The sequence below is a fragment of the Streptomyces sp. BK239 genome, from assembly GCF_004217285.1.
Lineage (GTDB): Bacteria > Actinomycetota > Actinomycetes > Streptomycetales > Streptomycetaceae > Streptomyces.
Window position 1 is genome coordinate 65,257 of the sequence record NZ_SHKS01000003.1, and the last position, 14,513, is coordinate 79,769.

Below are 14,513 nucleotides of genomic sequence, written 5' to 3' on the forward strand. Positions count from 1 at the left end.
TCTCAGGTGCAGCCGCACGTCGCCAGGGCTGTCGCCGCCCGGTCCAGGGCCGACTGGGCCGACGCGGGGTCCGTCGTCTGCGAGGTGAGGACGGCGAAGGCCAGCAGGCGGCCGTTCTTGTCGACGGCCGTGCCGGCGAGGGTGTTGACGCCGGTGAGGGTGCCGGTCTTGGCGCGGACGATGCCGGCCGCGCCGTCGGCGTAGCGGGCGCTGAGGGTGCCGGTGAACCCGGCGACGGGCAGGCCGGTCAGGGCCGGGCGGAGGTCGGGGCGGGCGGGGTCGCCGGCTTTGGCGAGGAGCGTCGTGAGGAGGTTCGCCGTGAGGCGGTCGCCGCGGTCGAGGCCGCTGCCGTCCCTGAACACCGCGCCCGACAGGGGCACTCCGAGCCCCTCGAGCTGCTTCTGGACGGCCTTTCCGGCGCCGGCGAAGTCGGGGCGGACGCCGGCCGCCACGGCGGTCTGGCGGGCGAGGGCCTCGGCGATGTCGTTGTCGCTGTTGGTCAGCATGCGTTCGACGAGGACGGACAGGGGCGGCGAGGACACCGAGGCGAGGGTCACCGCGCGCGCGGTCGCCTTGGACGGGCCGGGGGACGTGGCGCCGATGCCGCGGGCGCGCAGGGCCTCGGCGAACGTGCGGGCGGCTTCGGCCGCGGGGTCGGGGACGCGGGCCGCCGGGCCGCTCGTGGAGCCGTCGGTGCGGCCCTCGTCGACCGTGAGGGCGGTGACGCGGGCGAGGTTGTCGTTGACCCCGATGGGGTGAACTTCGGAGCCGGCGTACAGGGTGGTGTCGTAGGAGAGCGTCGCGCGGGTGATGCCACGTTTCTTCAGGGCGGCGGCGGTCGCGTCGGCGAGGGTGGTCAGGTCGGCCCAGCCCTCGGCGTTGCGGCGGCCGGCGAGGGTGGGATCGCCGCCGCCGACGAGGACCACTTCGCCGGTGCCGGGTTCGAGGGCGACGCGGGTGGTGAGGTGGTGGTCGGCGCCCATCGCGGAGAGCGCGGCGACCGCGGTGGCGATCTTCGTGGTGGAGGCCGGCGTGAACGGCCGGTCCGCGCCCGCGCCGTACAGCCGCCGCCCGGAGGCGACGTCGACGACGGCGGCCGCGCGGCTCGCGCCGAGCGCGGGGTCGGCCAGGAGCGGGTCCAGCACGCGCGCGAGGGCCGCGGAGGAGCCGGGTGCGGACCTGACGGGGGTCTGGCCGCCGCCGAGACCGGTGAGGACGGACGCGGCGCTCGGGGCGGGCCGCGGCGTGCCCGACGTTCCGGACGCATCGGATCCACCGGACGCCCGGGACGTGTCGCCCCCGTGACCGTGATCTGCGCCACCCGTCCGTTCCAGTGCGGCGGCCCGGTCCCGCTCGGCCGTACGCTGACCCGTGGAGTCCCAGGGGCCGGCGGCCGTCACCACGCCGGCGGCCAGGGCCAGCCCGGCGGTCGCCGCACCCGCGGAGTACTGCCAGGCCCGGCCGGCCTTCGGCCTCGTGATCCGCGCGAGCTGCGGTTTCGCCGCCTGTGTGAGCCGTACGACCTGCGGCTTCGCGGCAGCCGCCGCGCGCGCGAGACGCGGTCGTACGACCTCTGCGGCCTGTGCCAGACGCGGTCGTACGGCGTCCACGGCCCGCACCACGTGCGGTCTCGCGGCGCGCCACGGCCTCAGCTCGGGCACGATCACCAGCCCCTTTCGCGATCACACACCTGCGTGAGGGACACTTAACCACCAGAACTATGTGCTGATCATGGAGGAGCCACCGGTGGAGTTCGACGTCACGATCGAGATCCCGAAGGGTTCGCGGAACAAGTACGAGGTGGACCACGAGACCGGTCGGATCCGCCTGGACCGTCGACTCTTCACCTCGACCGCCTACCCGACCGACTACGGATTCGTCGAGAACACCCTCGGCGAGGACGGCGACCCGCTGGACGCGCTCGTCATCCTGGACGAGCCGACCTTCCCGGGCTGCCTCATCCGCTGCCGCGCCATCGGCATGTTCCGGATGACGGACGAGGCCGGCGGCGACGACAAGCTGCTGTGCGTCCCGGCGACCGACCCGCGCGTGGAGCACCTGCGTGACATCCACCACGTGTCGGAGTTCGACCGCCTGGAGATCCAGCACTTCTTCGAGGTCTACAAGGACCTGGAGCCGGGCAAGTCCGTCGAGGGCGCCGACTGGGTCGGCCGCACCGACGCCGAGGCCGAGATCGAGCGGTCGTACAAGCGCTTCAAGGACCAGGGCGGTCACTGACCTCCCCCCGGTCCGGACGACGCCCTGAGCGCGAGGTCCCGCCGGACGGGGCCCGGGGGCCGCACACGTGCGTGTGCGGCCCTTTCGTCTGCCCGTTTGCGACCTGCACGCATACGTGTGCGTCATCCGCGCATACTGAGGCCTACGGGATGTGTCGTTCAGGGAGCGTTGCTCAGTGTCGGAGGCGGAGGACCGCAAGCCGCAGTCGGACGAGGCGAGGAGCGCGTTCGACTCCGAGATCACTTCGGAGTTCGCGATCCCCCGGGGACTGGCCGTCTCCCGGGCGGGGGGCGAGTCGGAGACCACGTCGGAGTTCTCCGTGCCGCAGGGGCTGGACACCCCGCAGCCGGCCTCCGGCGAACCCGAGGGGTCGGCGTTCAGCACCCCGAGAACGTACAGCTCCCGGCAGGCCCCGGCAGCGTTCACGCCCGCCGAGGGCTTTCCGGTGGTCAGCCTCACCAAGGACGTGCCCTGGCAGGACCGGATGCGCACGATGCTGCGCATGCCGGTGGCCGAGCGGCCCGCGCCGGAGCGGGCGCCGAAGACGGAGGAGGACGAGGGCCCGGCCGTCCCGCGCGTCCTCGACCTGACGCTGCGTATCGGTGAGCTGCTGCTGGCGGGCGGCGAGGGCGCCGAGGACGTGGAGGCCGCGATGTTCGCGGTGTGCCGCTCCTACGGGCTCGACCGCTGCGAGCCGAACGTCACCTTCACGCTGCTGTCGATCTCCTACCAGCCCTCGCTGGTGGAGGACCCGGTGACGGCCTCACGGACCGTGCGGCGCCGCGGCACCGACTACACGCGCCTGGCGGCCGTCTTCCAGCTCGTCGACGACCTCAGCGACCCCGAGACGCAGATCTCCCTGGAGGAGGCCTACCGCCGTCTCGCGGAGATACGTCGCAACCGGCACCCCTACCCCACCTGGGTGCTGACCTCGGCGAGCGGACTGCTCGCGGGCGCGGCCTCGGTGCTGGTCGGCGGCGACCTGATCGTGTTCGTGGCGGCGGCGCTCGGCGCGATGCTCGGCGACCGGCTGGCCTGGCTGTGCGCGGGGCGCGGGCTGCCGGAGTTCTACCAGTTCCTGGTCGCCGCGATGCCGCCCGCCGCGATCGGGGCCGCGCTGACGCTGACGCACGTCGACGTGGAGGCCTCCGCGGTCATCACCGGTGGACTGTTCGCGCTGCTGCCCGGGCGGGCGCTGGTGGCGGGCGTGCAGGACGGTCTGACCGGTTTCTACATCACCGCCGCGGCACGACTGCTGGAGGTCATGTACTTCTTCGTCGGCATCGTGCTCGGCGTGCTGGTGATGCTGTACGTGGGCGTGCAGCTCGGCGCGCACCTCAACCCCGACGCCGCCCTGGGCATCAGCAAGCGTCCGCTGTGGTCGATCGCCGCGTCGATGCTGCTGTCGCTGACCTTCGCGGTGCTGCTCCAGCAGGAGCGGGCCACCGTGCTCGCCGTGACGCTGAACGGCGGCGTGGCCTGGTCGGTGTTCGGCGCGATGCACTACGCCGGCGACATCTCCCCCGTCGCGTCCACGGCGGTCGCGGCCGGGGTGGTGGGCCTGTTCGGGCAGCTGCTGGCGCGGTACCGGTTCGCTTCGGCGCTGCCGTACACGACGGCCGCGATCGGTCCGCTGCTGCCCGGTTCGGCCACCTACTTCGGGCTGCTGGCGTTCGCTCAGAACAAGGTGGACGCCGGGCTGGTGTCCCTGACGAAGGCAGCGGCGCTGGCCATGGCCATCGCCATCGGGGTGAACCTGGGGTCGGAGATCTCGCGGATGTTCCTGCGGATCGGGTCGGCGGAGAAGCGGCGGGCCGCCAAGCGGACGCGAGGCTTCTGAGCCGGGGCGCAGCCTTTCTGGAGGGCCGCGCCCCTCGTCAGTCGCGGGCTCAGTATCCGCCGTTGTAGGGGTACTGGCCGTTCTGGTTCTGCGGGTGCTGCGGGTGCTGGGTGTTCTGGGGGGCGCCGTAGGTCTGCTGCTGCGGCTGCCAGTCCTGCTGGGGGTACTGCTGCCCGCCGCCGTAGTAGTCGTCCTGCTGGTTGCCCGGCCGGCCGTAAGGCTCGTTCTGGTCGATGCGGCGGAGCTGCGTGGTCGCGTCGTCCATGACGGGGGCCGCGACCTGCTGCTGGGCGTGGGCCGGCTGCTGGGCCGCCGCGCGCTTCTTCTTGGACCGCTCCCGGAGGAACTCGATGAGGATCGGGACGACGGAGACGAGCACGATGAGGATCAGGATCGCCTCGACGTTCGTCTTGATGAACTTGATCTGGCCGAGCCAGTACCCGGCGAGGGTGACGCCCGTGCCCCAGGCGACGCCGCCGATGATGTTGTAGGCGAGGAACGTGCGGTACTTCATGCTGCCTGCGCCGGCCACGATGGGCGCGAAGGTGCGCACGATCGGCACGAAGCGGGCGAGGACGATCGCCTTCGGGCCGTACTTCTCCATGAACTCGTGCGCCTTCTCCAGGTTCTCCTGTTTGAAGAGCTTGGAGTTCGGGCGGTTGAAGAGCTTGGGCCCGAGGAACTTGCCGATCATGTAACCCACTTGGTCACCGACGACCGCCGCGAGCACGATGAGCGTGCAGACCAGCCACAGGGGCTGGGAGATGTACTGGCCCTCGGCCACGAAGAGGCCCGCCGTGAACAGCAGGGAGTCACCGGGGAGGAAGGCGAACAGGCCGGACTCGGCGAAGACGATCAGCAGGATGCCGGGCAGGCTGAAGGTCTCGATCAGATAGTCCGGGCTGAGCCACTCGGGGCCTAGCGCAAGCGTGGTCACGGGGATGTGGCTCCTGCTGTGGGGTACGGGCTGGGGGGTACGGGCCGGGCTGGCTGCCCAAACGTACAACGCAACCGGCCCCGCCCAGGTTCCAAGGCGTTCCCAGGATGCACTGTGCCTCCGCTTGGGCAAACCTGTGGACATGGGCATCGAGGACTACGGCGGCGGCCAGGGGCCCCAGCCGGACGTACTGGTCGTCACCACCAACGACGTACCCGGGCACCGGGTCGAGCAGGTCATCGGCGAGGTCTTCGGGCTGACGGTGCGCTCGCGGCACCTGGGCAGCCAGATCGGCGCCGGCCTGAAGTCGATGATCGGCGGCGAGCTGAAGGGCCTCACCAAGACGCTCGTGGAGACCCGCAACCAGGCCATGGAGCGGCTCGTCGAGCAGGCACGCGTGCGTGGCGCCAACGCGGTGCTGGCGTTCCGCTTCGACGTGACGGAGGCCGCGGACGTGGGCACCGAGGTGTGCGCCTACGGGACGGCGGTGGTCGTGGCCCGGGAGTGACCCCGGGCCACACCGGTGCGCGGCGCCTGTCGTGCGGTTCCTCGGAGGGACCCGTTACGCGCGTGTGTGCCGGGCCGCGTTGGCGTCGATCGCCTCCTTGAGGTGCTCGGCGAGCCCCGGGCGCATGGAGTCGTAGAACGCCTTGAAGCGCTCGTCCGCGACGTACATCTCGCCCAGGCCCCGGTGCATGTCGTACGGGCACTCGTAGAACCAGCCGCAGATGTGCTGCCGGTGCTCCTCGGCCATGTCCATGGCCGCCTCACCGGCCGGGGGCTCCCCGGCGGCCATCAGCGCGTCGTAGCGCTCGCCCCAGTCGGCCACCTCGGCCTGCATGCGCTTCCAGTCGTCCTTGGTGTAACGGGCGGCCCGGCGCTGCGACTCGGCGTAGGCCTCGGTGCCGCCCCAGCGCTGTTCGGCCTCCTCGGCGTACTGCTCGGGGTCCTTGTCCCCGAACACCTCGAACTTCTCCTCCGGTGTCAGGTCGATGCCCATCGTGCGTGCCTCCATGGCGTGTTGGACGGCCGCCGCCATCTTCCGCAGCTTCTCGATCCGGGCGGTCAGCAGCTCGTGCTGGCGGCGCAGGTGTGCGCGCGGGTCCGCGGCCGGGTCGTCGAGCAGGGCGGCGACCTCGTCGAGCGGGAAACCGAGCTCGCGGTAGAACAGGATCTGCTGCAGCCGGTCGAGGTCGGCGTCGCTGTAGCGCCGGTGGCCCGCATGGCTGCGCTCGCTCGGGGTGAGCAGGCCGATGCCGTCGTAGTGGTGCAGCGTGCGCACCGTGACTCCGGCGAAGCCGGCCACCTGTCCCACGGAGTAGCTCATGTCGTCCGCTCCCTGATTACGGCCCCGGCGGGCGACGTTCGCCCGGTCGCGGCGCTCGGTACGCGCCCCACGATGGGACCTCACGCGGCGTGAGGTGCAAGCCGGTTTCCCCGCCGCGTCGGCTCCTCCGTGCGCCCCGGTCGGCCGACCGACCGCCCGGCTCCGGATGTTGAGTCCGTTTTGTCCGCTTATGGTGAGCCCGTGGCTCAGGACACCGCGCGGCAGACGCCGCCCCCCGCTCCGGCGACCCCGGCTCGCGCGCTGCTGCCGTTGATCCTGCCCGCCCTGGTCGTCGGCGTGGTGGCGAGCCTGCTGTTCGTCGGCGTGAGCGGGCTGGCCGAACGCCTCCAGGACGTGCTGTGGGGCAACCTGCCGGACGCGCTGGGCATCGGCCGCTACTCCGTGCTCTGGATGATGGTCATGCTCACCGCGACCGGGATCGCGGTCGGCCTGGTGGTGTGGAAGGCGCCGGGCCACGCCGGTCCCGACCCCGCGACGACGGGCCTGAACGCGCCCGTACTGCCGCCCGTCGTGCTGCCGGGCCTGCTGGTGGCGACCGTGCTGATGCTGGCCGGCGGTCCGAGCCTCGGCCCCGAGAACCCGCTCATCGCCGTGAACGTCGGCCTCGCCTACTGGCTGGGCCGGAGGCTGGTGCCCCGCATGCCGGGCCCGGTCTGGCCCGTGCTGGCCGAGGCGGCGACGATCGGCGCACTGTTCGGCACGCCGGTGGCGGCGGCGCTGATGATCTCCGAGGCGATGGCGGGGCGGCAGACGAAGGGCCCGTTGTGGGACAGCGTCTTCGCCCCCCTGGTCGCCGCGGCGGCCGGTTCCTTCACGACCAGCCTGGTGGCCCAGCCGACCTTCGACCTCGACCTTCCCCCGATCGGCCGCCCGGACGGGGGCGACCTGCTGTCGGCGGTGGTGGTCGCGTCGGCGGGCGCGCTGCTCGCGCTGTGCGCCGTGCGCGCCTTCCCCTACGTCCACGCCGGGTTCGCGCGGCTGCGGCACCCCATGCTGGCGCTGCCCGTCGGCGGGATCGTCCTGGGCCTCCTGGCGGCCGTGGGCGGCCATCTGACGCTCTTCAAGGGACTGGAGGAGATCGGGGAGCTCGCGAGCGATCCCGAGGGCTGGACGGCCGGGCAGTTCGCCACGATGACGGTGGTGAAGCTGGCGGCGCTGCTGGTGGCCGCGTCCTGCGGCTTCCGGGGCGGTCGGATCTTCCCCGCCATCTTCATCGGCACCGCCCTCGGTCTCACCGCCCACGCGCTCGTGCCCGGCGTTCATCCCGCGGTGGGGGTGTCCGCCGGCGTCCTGGGCGTGCTGCTCGCCATCACCCGGCAGGGCTGGGTGAGCCTCTTCGTCGCCGCCGTCCTGGTGGCTTCCCCCACGATCGTCACCCTGCTGTGCGTCGCCTCCCTGCCGGCCTGGCTGTTGGTCACGGGCCGGCCGCAGATGCAGCTGCGCGAGGACGGGACATCGGTCCGTTGAGCGCCGCCGCCTTCCCCGCCTCGCCCGTTCCGCGTCCATCCGTTTCCGCGTCCCGATTCGTTCCGTCTGCCGAGGAGTGACTTCCATGCCCCTGCACAAGGGTTCCCGTCCCGACGACCGCCAGCTCTCCGTCAACCCGTTCTACGGCGTCGCGGACCCCGTCGGCGGGATGACCGAGTCGCCGCCCAAGCACCGGCTTCCGGACGCCCCGACGCCGCCCGCGACGGCGTACCAGCTGGTCCACGACGAGCTGATGCTGGACGGCAACTCCCGGCTGAACCTGGCCACCTTCGTCACCACCTGGATGGAGCCGGAGGCCGGGAGGCTGATGGCGGAGTGCCGGGACAAGAACATGATCGACAAGGACGAGTACCCGCGCACCGCCGAACTGGAGCGGCGCTGTGTGGCGATGCTCGCCGACCTGTGGAACGCGCCCGACCCCTCGGGCGCCGTGGGCTGCTCGACGACCGGGTCGAGCGAGGCGTGCATGCTCGCCGGGATGGCCCTCAAGCGGCGCTGGAGCGCGCGCGGCCAGAAGCCCGGCGCCAGGCCGAACCTGGTCATGGGCGTCAACGTCCAGGTGTGCTGGGACAAGTTCTGCACCTTCTGGGAGGTGGAGCCCCGTCAGGTCCCCATGGAGGGCGACCGCTTCCACCTCGACCCGCAGGCCGCCGCCGAGCTGTGCGACGAGAACACCATCGGGGTGGTCGGCGTCCTCGGCTCGACCTTCGACGGCTCCTACGAGCCGATCGCGGACCTGTGCGCCGCGCTCGACGCCCTCCAGGAGCGCACCGGCTTCGACGTCCCGGTGCACGTCGACGGGGCGTCCGGGGCGATGGTCGCGCCCTTCCTCGACGAGGACCTGGTGTGGGACTTCCGCCTCCCGCGCGTGGCGTCGATCAACACCTCGGGGCACAAGTACGGGCTGGTCTATCCCGGGGTCGGCTGGGCGCTGTGGCGCGACGCCGCCGCCCTGCCCGAGGAACTCGTCTTCCGCGTCAACTACCTGGGCGGTGACATGCCGACCTTCGCGCTGAACTTCTCGCGCCCGGGGGCCCAGGTCGTCGCGCAGTACTACACCTTCCTGCGGCTCGGGCGGGAGGGCTTCCGGGCCGTGCAGCACTCCGCGCGCGAGGTGGCCCGGAGCATCGCCGACCGGGTGGCGGAGCTGGGCGACTTCCGGCTGCTGACCCGGGGCGACGAGCTGCCCGTCTTCGCCTTCACCACCGCTCCGGAGGTGGAGTCGTACGACGTCTTCGACGTGTCCCGGCGGCTGCGGGAGAGCGGCTGGCTGGTGCCCGCGTACACCTTCCCGCCGAACCGGGAGGACCTCTCCGTGCTGCGCGTCGTGTGCCGCAACGGCTTCTCGACCGACCTGGCCGACCTGTTCGTGGACGACCTGTCCCGGCTGCTGCCGGAACTGCGCCGCCAGCCTCACCCGCTGACCCGGGACAAGGCGGCGGCGACGGGGTTCCATCACTAGTGCCGGGGCGGGGCGGTCAGCGGCTCATGCGAGTGAACCTGCGGACCGCCAGCGGGAAGAAGACGGCCAGCAGGGCCAGGGGCCACAGCAGGGCGGGCCAGATGTGGCCGGGAGCGCCGCCGGGGGCGCCGAGGAGGTCCCGTACCGCCGTCGCCGTGTGGGACATGGGGTTCCACTCGACGAGGGCGCCCAGCCAGGCCGGCATGGACTCGGGGGCGGCGAAGGCGTTGGAGAGGAAGCCGACCGGCCAGACCAGGATCTGCACGGCCTGGACCATCTCCGGCCTGCCCGCCACCAGCGCCAGGTGGATGCCGATCCACAGCATCGCGAACCGGAACAGGAGCAGGAGTCCCACGGCGCCCAGGAAGTCTCCGAAGCCGCCGTGCGCACGCCACCCGAGCGCGTACGCGACGGCGAGCAGCACGGCCAGGCCCACCGCCGACTGGAGCATGTCGGCCGCCGAACGGCCCACCAGGACCGCGCCGTCGGCCATGGGCATCGACCGGAAGCGGTCGACGACGCCCTTGTTCACGTCCTGGGTGACGGCGAGCATCGTGCTCTCCAGGCCGAAGGCCATGGTGAGCGCGAGCATGCCGGGGAGCAGGTAGTCGAGGTAGCCGCCGCTCACCCCGCGGCCGCCGCCGACCAGGTAGCCGAACATCAGCAGCAGCATCACCGGGAAGACGAGCCCGACGGCCACCCGGCCGGGCTGCCGCGCCCAGTGGGCGAGTTCGCGCCGGGTCATGGTCCAGGAATCGGTCAGCGCGTACGTGTTCACACGGCCTCCTTCACACGCTTGCCCACGGGGGCGCCCGAACCGTCGCGGGCTCCGGTCAGATGCAGGAACACCTCGTCGAGGGTGGGGCGGCGCAGGGCCACGTCCTCCGCCTCGATGCCGGCCTCCTCCAGCGCGCGCACGACCCCGGAGAGGGCCGCCATCCGGTCGGTGACGGGGGCGCTGAGCAGACGGCGGTCGGCGTCGACCGAGACGGTGTCCTTGGGCACGGGCAGCAGGGCGAGCGCCGCGCCGAGATGGCCCTCGTCGCGCAGGACGACGTCGATGCGGTCGCCGCCCGTCAGCGACTTCAGCTCGTCCGGGGCGCCCTCGGCGATGACGTCGCCGTGGTCGAGGACGCTGACGCGGTCCGCGAGCCGGTCCGCCTCCTCCAGGTACTGGGTGGTCAGGACGACGGTGGTGCCGCCGCCGACCAGGGAGCGGACGGCGGACCACACCTCTGCGCGCCCGCGCGGGTCCAGGCCGGTCGTCGGCTCGTCCAGGAAGAGCACCTCCGGGTCTCTGATCAGCGAGGCCGCCAGGTCCAGCCGGCGCCGCATGCCGCCGCTGTAGGCGCGCACCGGCTTGCGGCCGGTGTCGGCGAGCTCGAAGCGCTCCAGGAGTTCGCCGGCCCGCACGCGCGCGTGGCGGGCGCCGAGGTGGTGCAGCCGGCCGAACATCTCCAGGTTCTGACGGCCGTCCAGTTCCTCGTCCAGCGCCGCGTGCTGGCCCAGCAGCCCGATGCGCAGCCGGACCTCCCGTGCCTGCCGGACCACGTCGTGGCCGGCCACCTCGACGCGGCCGGAGTCGGGCCGAAGCAGGGTGGCGAGGATCCTGACCAGGGTGGTCTTGCCCGCGCCGTTCGGGCCGAGCACCCCGTGGACCGTGCCGCGGGCGACCGTGAGGCCGAGCCCGTCCAGCGCCTGGGTGTCTCCGTACCTCTTGCGCACGTCCTCGACGATGATCGCCGCGTCGGCCATGCCGCTCCCCCAATCGTCGCCTTGCCGGTCGGCAAGCTAGTCAAAGTTGACTAGAGATCCAACGTAATACCCGGACCTCCAGTCGTCAAACTTGATTAGCGGGCGTCCTCCGGATGCCGCTCCCCTGTGGCGTACGGGTTCTCCTGCCCGTCGGTGAGGACGCCGACGAACGGCTCGCCCTCACCGGCGAAGGTGTACGCGCCGCCCTCGATGCGCGCGATCAGCCCACGGGTCCACTCGGCCTCCGCGTCGGCCGTGTGGACCCAGAGGTTCATGATCTCGCCGATGTGCCCGAGCTGAGCCGGCCCCTGCTCGGGCACGTAGTGCTCGGTCACGGCGGAGCGCCACTCCTCGATGCGCCGGATCCGCTCCTGAAGCAGACCGACGGCCTCGGCGCGGGGCAGGTCGACGATGAAGCCGATGGCCGCCGACTTGACGTCCATCTTCTGGTCGTAGGCGGTCAGCGCCTCGCGGACCAGCCGGAGGTACTCCTCGACGCCGCGGTCGGTGATCTCGTACTCGGTGCGGGGCGGGCCGCCGGCGGTGGACGGCGCGACCTCGTGCTCGTGCAGCAGGCCCTGCTTCGCCATCTGCTTGAGGGCGTGGTAGATCGACCCGGGCTTGGCGGTGGACCACTCGTGCGCGCCCCAGTACTCCAGGTCGTTGCGCACCTGGTAGCCGTGGGCCCGCCCGTGCTGGCGGACGGCGCCGAGCACGAGGAGACGGATCGCTGACATGCCGTCCAGGGTAGGCGGCGCCGGACGGGCCCCGGCGCCGCACCCCGGGGTCAGAAGGGGAAGCGGCTGCGGCCGTGCTGGACCGAGATCCACTTCGTGGTGGTGAAGGCCTCCACGGTCGTCTCGCCGTTGAGGCGGCCGACGCCGGAGTTCTTCTCGCCACCGAAGGGGACGATCGGCTCGTCGGCGACCGTGGCGTCGTTGACGTGGAACATGCCGGTGACGATCCGCTTGGCGAAGGCGACGCCGCGCTCGATGTCACCGGTGTGGACGGCGCCGCTCAGGCCGTAGGGCGTGTCGTTGGCGATGCGCAGCGCCTCGTCCTCGCCGTCGAAGGTGTTGATGAAGGCGACCGGCCCGAACACCTCCTGCTGGAGCAGTGCGGAGTCGAGGGGCAGACCGGACAGGACGGACGGCTCGACGACGTTCTCCGCGGTCGTGCCGTGCAGCAGGGCGGTGGCGCCTTCGGCGAGGGCCTGCTCGACGGCTGCGGACACCGCCTCCGCCTGCTGGGAGTTGATGAGCGGGCCGATCAGGGTCTGCGGGTCGCGCGGGTCGCCGGCCTTGAGGGTGCGCACCTTGGCGACGAACTTCTCGGTGAACTCGTCGGCGATCGAACGGTCGACCAGGATGCGGTTGGCGGCCATGCACACCTGGCCCTGGTGGACGTAGCGGCTGAAGACGGCGGCGTCGACCGCGTAGTCGACGTCGGCGTCGTCGAGGACGACGAAGGCGCTGTTGCCGCCGAGTTCGATGATGGACCGCTTGAAGTGCGAGGCGGCGACCGTGGCGACATGGCGGCCGACCTTGTCGGAGCCGGTGAAGGAGATGACCCGCGGGACGGGGTGCTCCAGGAAGGCGTCGCCGATCTCGGCGATGTCGGTGACGACCACGTTCAGCAGGCCGGGCGGCAGGCCCGCGTCCTCGAACAGCTTGGCGATCACGGTGCCGCCGGCGATCGGGGTGTTCTGGTGCGGCTTGAGCACCACGCCGTTGCCGAGGGCCAGCGCGGGGGCGACGGACTTCAGCGACAGCAGGAACGGCACGTTGAAGGGGCTGATCACACCGACGACGCCGACCGGTTCGCGGTAGACGCGGTTCTCCTTGCCGTCGACCGGCGAGGGGACGATCCGGCCCTCGGGGCGCAGCGCCAGGTGGATCGACTCGCGCAGGAACTCCTTGGCGAGGTGCAGTTCGAAGGCCGCCTTGCCGAACGTGCCGCCGGCCTCGTCGACGAGGATCTCGCTGATCTCCGTCTCGCGCTCCTCGACCAGCCGCAGCACCTTCTCGAAGACCGCGCGGCGGGCGTAGGCGTTGGTGGCGGCCCACTCCTTCTGGGCGCGGGCGGCGGCCCGGTAGGCCTGATCCACCTCGTCGACGGTGGCTATGGTGATCGAGGCGAGCTTCTCGCCGTCGTAGGGGTTGAAGTCGATGATGTCCCAGGAGCCTGTGCCCGGACGCCACTCCCCGTCGATGTACTGCTGGGCCAGGTCGGTCAGATAGGACGCCATGTGATCCCTCAATCCCCTGATGTGATCGGTTCCGCTCGACTGCGTTCGGTAATCACGATCTGATCACACGTCATGGTACGTGTGAGACAAGGGAGTTGGGAGTGACGCTCAGGACAACTGCAACAGGCCGCGCAGCAGGTCCCGGCTCTCGTCGGGGCCCGGTCCTTCCTGCTGGAGCTCCTTCAGCGCCTGCTCGTACTGGGCGACGTCCTCGCGCTTGTCCAGGTACAGCGCACTGGTGAGCTGCTCCAGGTAGACCACGTCCGACAGGTCGGACTCCGGGAAGCTGAGGATCGTGAACGCCCCGCTCTCCCCCGCGTGGCCGCCGAAGCTGAACGGCATGATCTGCAGCCGTACGTTGGGCCGCTCGGAGATCTCGATCAGGTGCTGGAGCTGCCCGCGCATCACCTCGCGGTCGCCGTACGGCCGGCGCAGGGCCGCCTCGTCGAGGACGATGTGGACGTCGGGGGCGTTCTCCGCCACGAGGTACTTCTGCCGCTCCAGCCGCAGGGCCACGCGCCGGTCGACGTCGGCCGCGCTCGCCCCCTTCATACCGCGCCGCACGACCGCGTGCGCGTACGCCTCCGTCTGCAGCAGCCCGTGCACGAACTGCACCTCGTAGGCGCGGATCAGCGCTGCCGCGCCTTCCAGACCGACGTACGTGGGGAACCAGTTGGGGAGCACGTCGGAGTAACTGTGCCACCACCCGGCCACGTTGGCCTCGCGGGCGAGTCCGACCAGCGCCTGGCGTTCCGCCTCGTCCGTGATCCCGTAGAGCGTCAACAGGTCTTCCACGTCCCGCGTCTTGAAGCTCACCCGGCCCAGTTCCATACGGCTGATCTTCGACTCCGAGGCGCGGATGGAGTACCCGGCCGCCTCGCGTGTGATGCCGCGCGTCTCGCGCAGCCGCCGTAGTTGCGAACCGAGCAGCATGCGCCGCACCACCGATCCGGGCTCTCCCGCGCTCACTTTCGCCAGCCTCCCCAGCCGTTCCCAGGGCCCGCAGTCTGCCACTAAAACACTTCGAGCAGTACTCGTCCGGTTACAGAGATGAAAGAAGCCAAGGATACGCACGGAACGACGCGAGGGAAGGGTGAGGAGAAAGCAAGGGAAGTCCCTATGAACAGCGAGAGTATGGCGGAAAAAATGGCCAAGAAGCGGTACGGGCAGGTCCATTTCGGTCAGGTGCACGTGCAT

General features: G+C 71.4%; 13 protein-coding genes. 5 read left to right on the top strand and 8 right to left on the bottom strand.

What is annotated here, in order from left to right; translation table 11 throughout:
* Positions 1 to 2: 2 nt before the first annotated feature.
* Entirely contained in the window at positions 3 to 1,667 is a 1,665-nt protein-coding gene (dacB, locus tag EV567_RS10215; protein ID WP_130438430.1) for a D-alanyl-D-alanine carboxypeptidase/D-alanyl-D-alanine-endopeptidase, read from the bottom strand.
* A 79-nt stretch (positions 1,668 to 1,746) separates the two neighbouring features.
* On the opposite strand from dacB, the gene EV567_RS10220 reads away from it, so the two are divergent.
* Complete coding sequence (locus tag EV567_RS10220) at positions 1,747 to 2,238, top strand: inorganic diphosphatase (protein ID WP_055637912.1); 492 nt, start codon at positions 1,747 to 1,749, stop codon at positions 2,236 to 2,238.
* 175 nt (positions 2,239 to 2,413) lie between these two features.
* A complete protein-coding gene (locus EV567_RS10225) occupies positions 2,414 to 4,078 on the top strand; it encodes a threonine/serine exporter ThrE family protein (protein ID WP_130438432.1) in 1,665 nt (554 codons plus the stop codon).
* A gap of 49 nt (positions 4,079 to 4,127) precedes the next feature.
* On the opposite strand, the gene EV567_RS10230 is transcribed toward EV567_RS10225, so the two are convergent.
* Positions 4,128 to 5,015: a DedA family protein gene (locus EV567_RS10230; RefSeq protein WP_130438434.1), complete on the bottom strand. Its 888-nt coding sequence runs from the start codon at positions 5,013 to 5,015 to the stop codon at positions 4,128 to 4,130.
* Between the two features lie 142 nt (positions 5,016 to 5,157).
* Here EV567_RS10230 and EV567_RS10235 point away from each other — a divergent pair, with 142 nt between their 5' ends.
* Complete coding sequence (locus EV567_RS10235; RefSeq protein WP_130438436.1) at positions 5,158 to 5,523, top strand: YbjQ family protein; 366 nt, start codon at positions 5,158 to 5,160, stop codon at positions 5,521 to 5,523.
* A 54-nt stretch (positions 5,524 to 5,577) separates the two neighbouring features.
* Here the strand turns inward: EV567_RS10235 and EV567_RS10240 are convergent, their stop codons facing one another.
* Complete coding sequence (locus EV567_RS10240) at positions 5,578 to 6,342, bottom strand: MerR family transcriptional regulator (RefSeq protein ID WP_130438438.1); 765 nt, start codon at positions 6,340 to 6,342, stop codon at positions 5,578 to 5,580.
* A 201-nt stretch (positions 6,343 to 6,543) separates the two neighbouring features.
* Between EV567_RS10240 and EV567_RS10245 the strand changes: the two genes are divergently transcribed.
* Both EV567_RS10245 and EV567_RS10250 read left to right on the top strand, forming a co-directional pair.
* Positions 6,544 to 7,830 carry an ion channel protein gene (locus EV567_RS10245; RefSeq protein WP_130438440.1) on the top strand — a complete coding sequence of 429 codons (1,287 nt, stop codon included), beginning with the start codon at positions 6,544 to 6,546 and terminating at the stop codon, positions 7,828 to 7,830.
* Positions 7,831 to 7,915: 85 nt separating this feature from the next.
* Positions 7,916 to 9,313, top strand: a complete 1,398-nt coding sequence (locus EV567_RS10250) for a glutamate decarboxylase (RefSeq protein ID WP_130438442.1) — start codon at positions 7,916 to 7,918, stop codon at positions 9,311 to 9,313.
* A gap of 16 nt (positions 9,314 to 9,329) precedes the next feature.
* Here EV567_RS10250 and EV567_RS10255 read toward each other — a convergent pair whose 3' ends face one another.
* From EV567_RS10255 to EV567_RS10275, 5 genes are all read right to left on the bottom strand, one after another.
* Positions 9,330 to 10,091 (bottom strand): ABC transporter permease, encoded by a 762-nt coding sequence (locus tag EV567_RS10255; RefSeq protein WP_165430342.1) that lies wholly within the window; start codon positions 10,089 to 10,091, stop codon positions 9,330 to 9,332.
* Complete coding sequence (locus EV567_RS10260; RefSeq protein ID WP_130438444.1) at positions 10,088 to 11,068, bottom strand: ATP-binding cassette domain-containing protein; 981 nt, start codon at positions 11,066 to 11,068, stop codon at positions 10,088 to 10,090. Before EV567_RS10260 ends, EV567_RS10255 begins: the two co-directional genes overlap by 4 nt.
* Positions 11,069 to 11,163: 95 nt before the next feature.
* Complete coding sequence (locus EV567_RS10265) at positions 11,164 to 11,805, bottom strand: PadR family transcriptional regulator (protein WP_130438446.1); 642 nt, start codon at positions 11,803 to 11,805, stop codon at positions 11,164 to 11,166.
* A gap of 50 nt (positions 11,806 to 11,855) precedes the next feature.
* Positions 11,856 to 13,316 carry an aldehyde dehydrogenase family protein gene (locus EV567_RS10270; protein ID WP_130438448.1) on the bottom strand — a complete coding sequence of 487 codons (1,461 nt, stop codon included), beginning with the start codon at positions 13,314 to 13,316 and terminating at the stop codon, positions 11,856 to 11,858.
* Between the two features lie 108 nt (positions 13,317 to 13,424).
* Positions 13,425 to 14,249 (bottom strand): helix-turn-helix transcriptional regulator, encoded by an 825-nt coding sequence (locus EV567_RS10275; RefSeq protein ID WP_130439492.1) that lies wholly within the window; start codon positions 14,247 to 14,249, stop codon positions 13,425 to 13,427.
* Positions 14,250 to 14,513 lie beyond the last annotated feature (264 nt).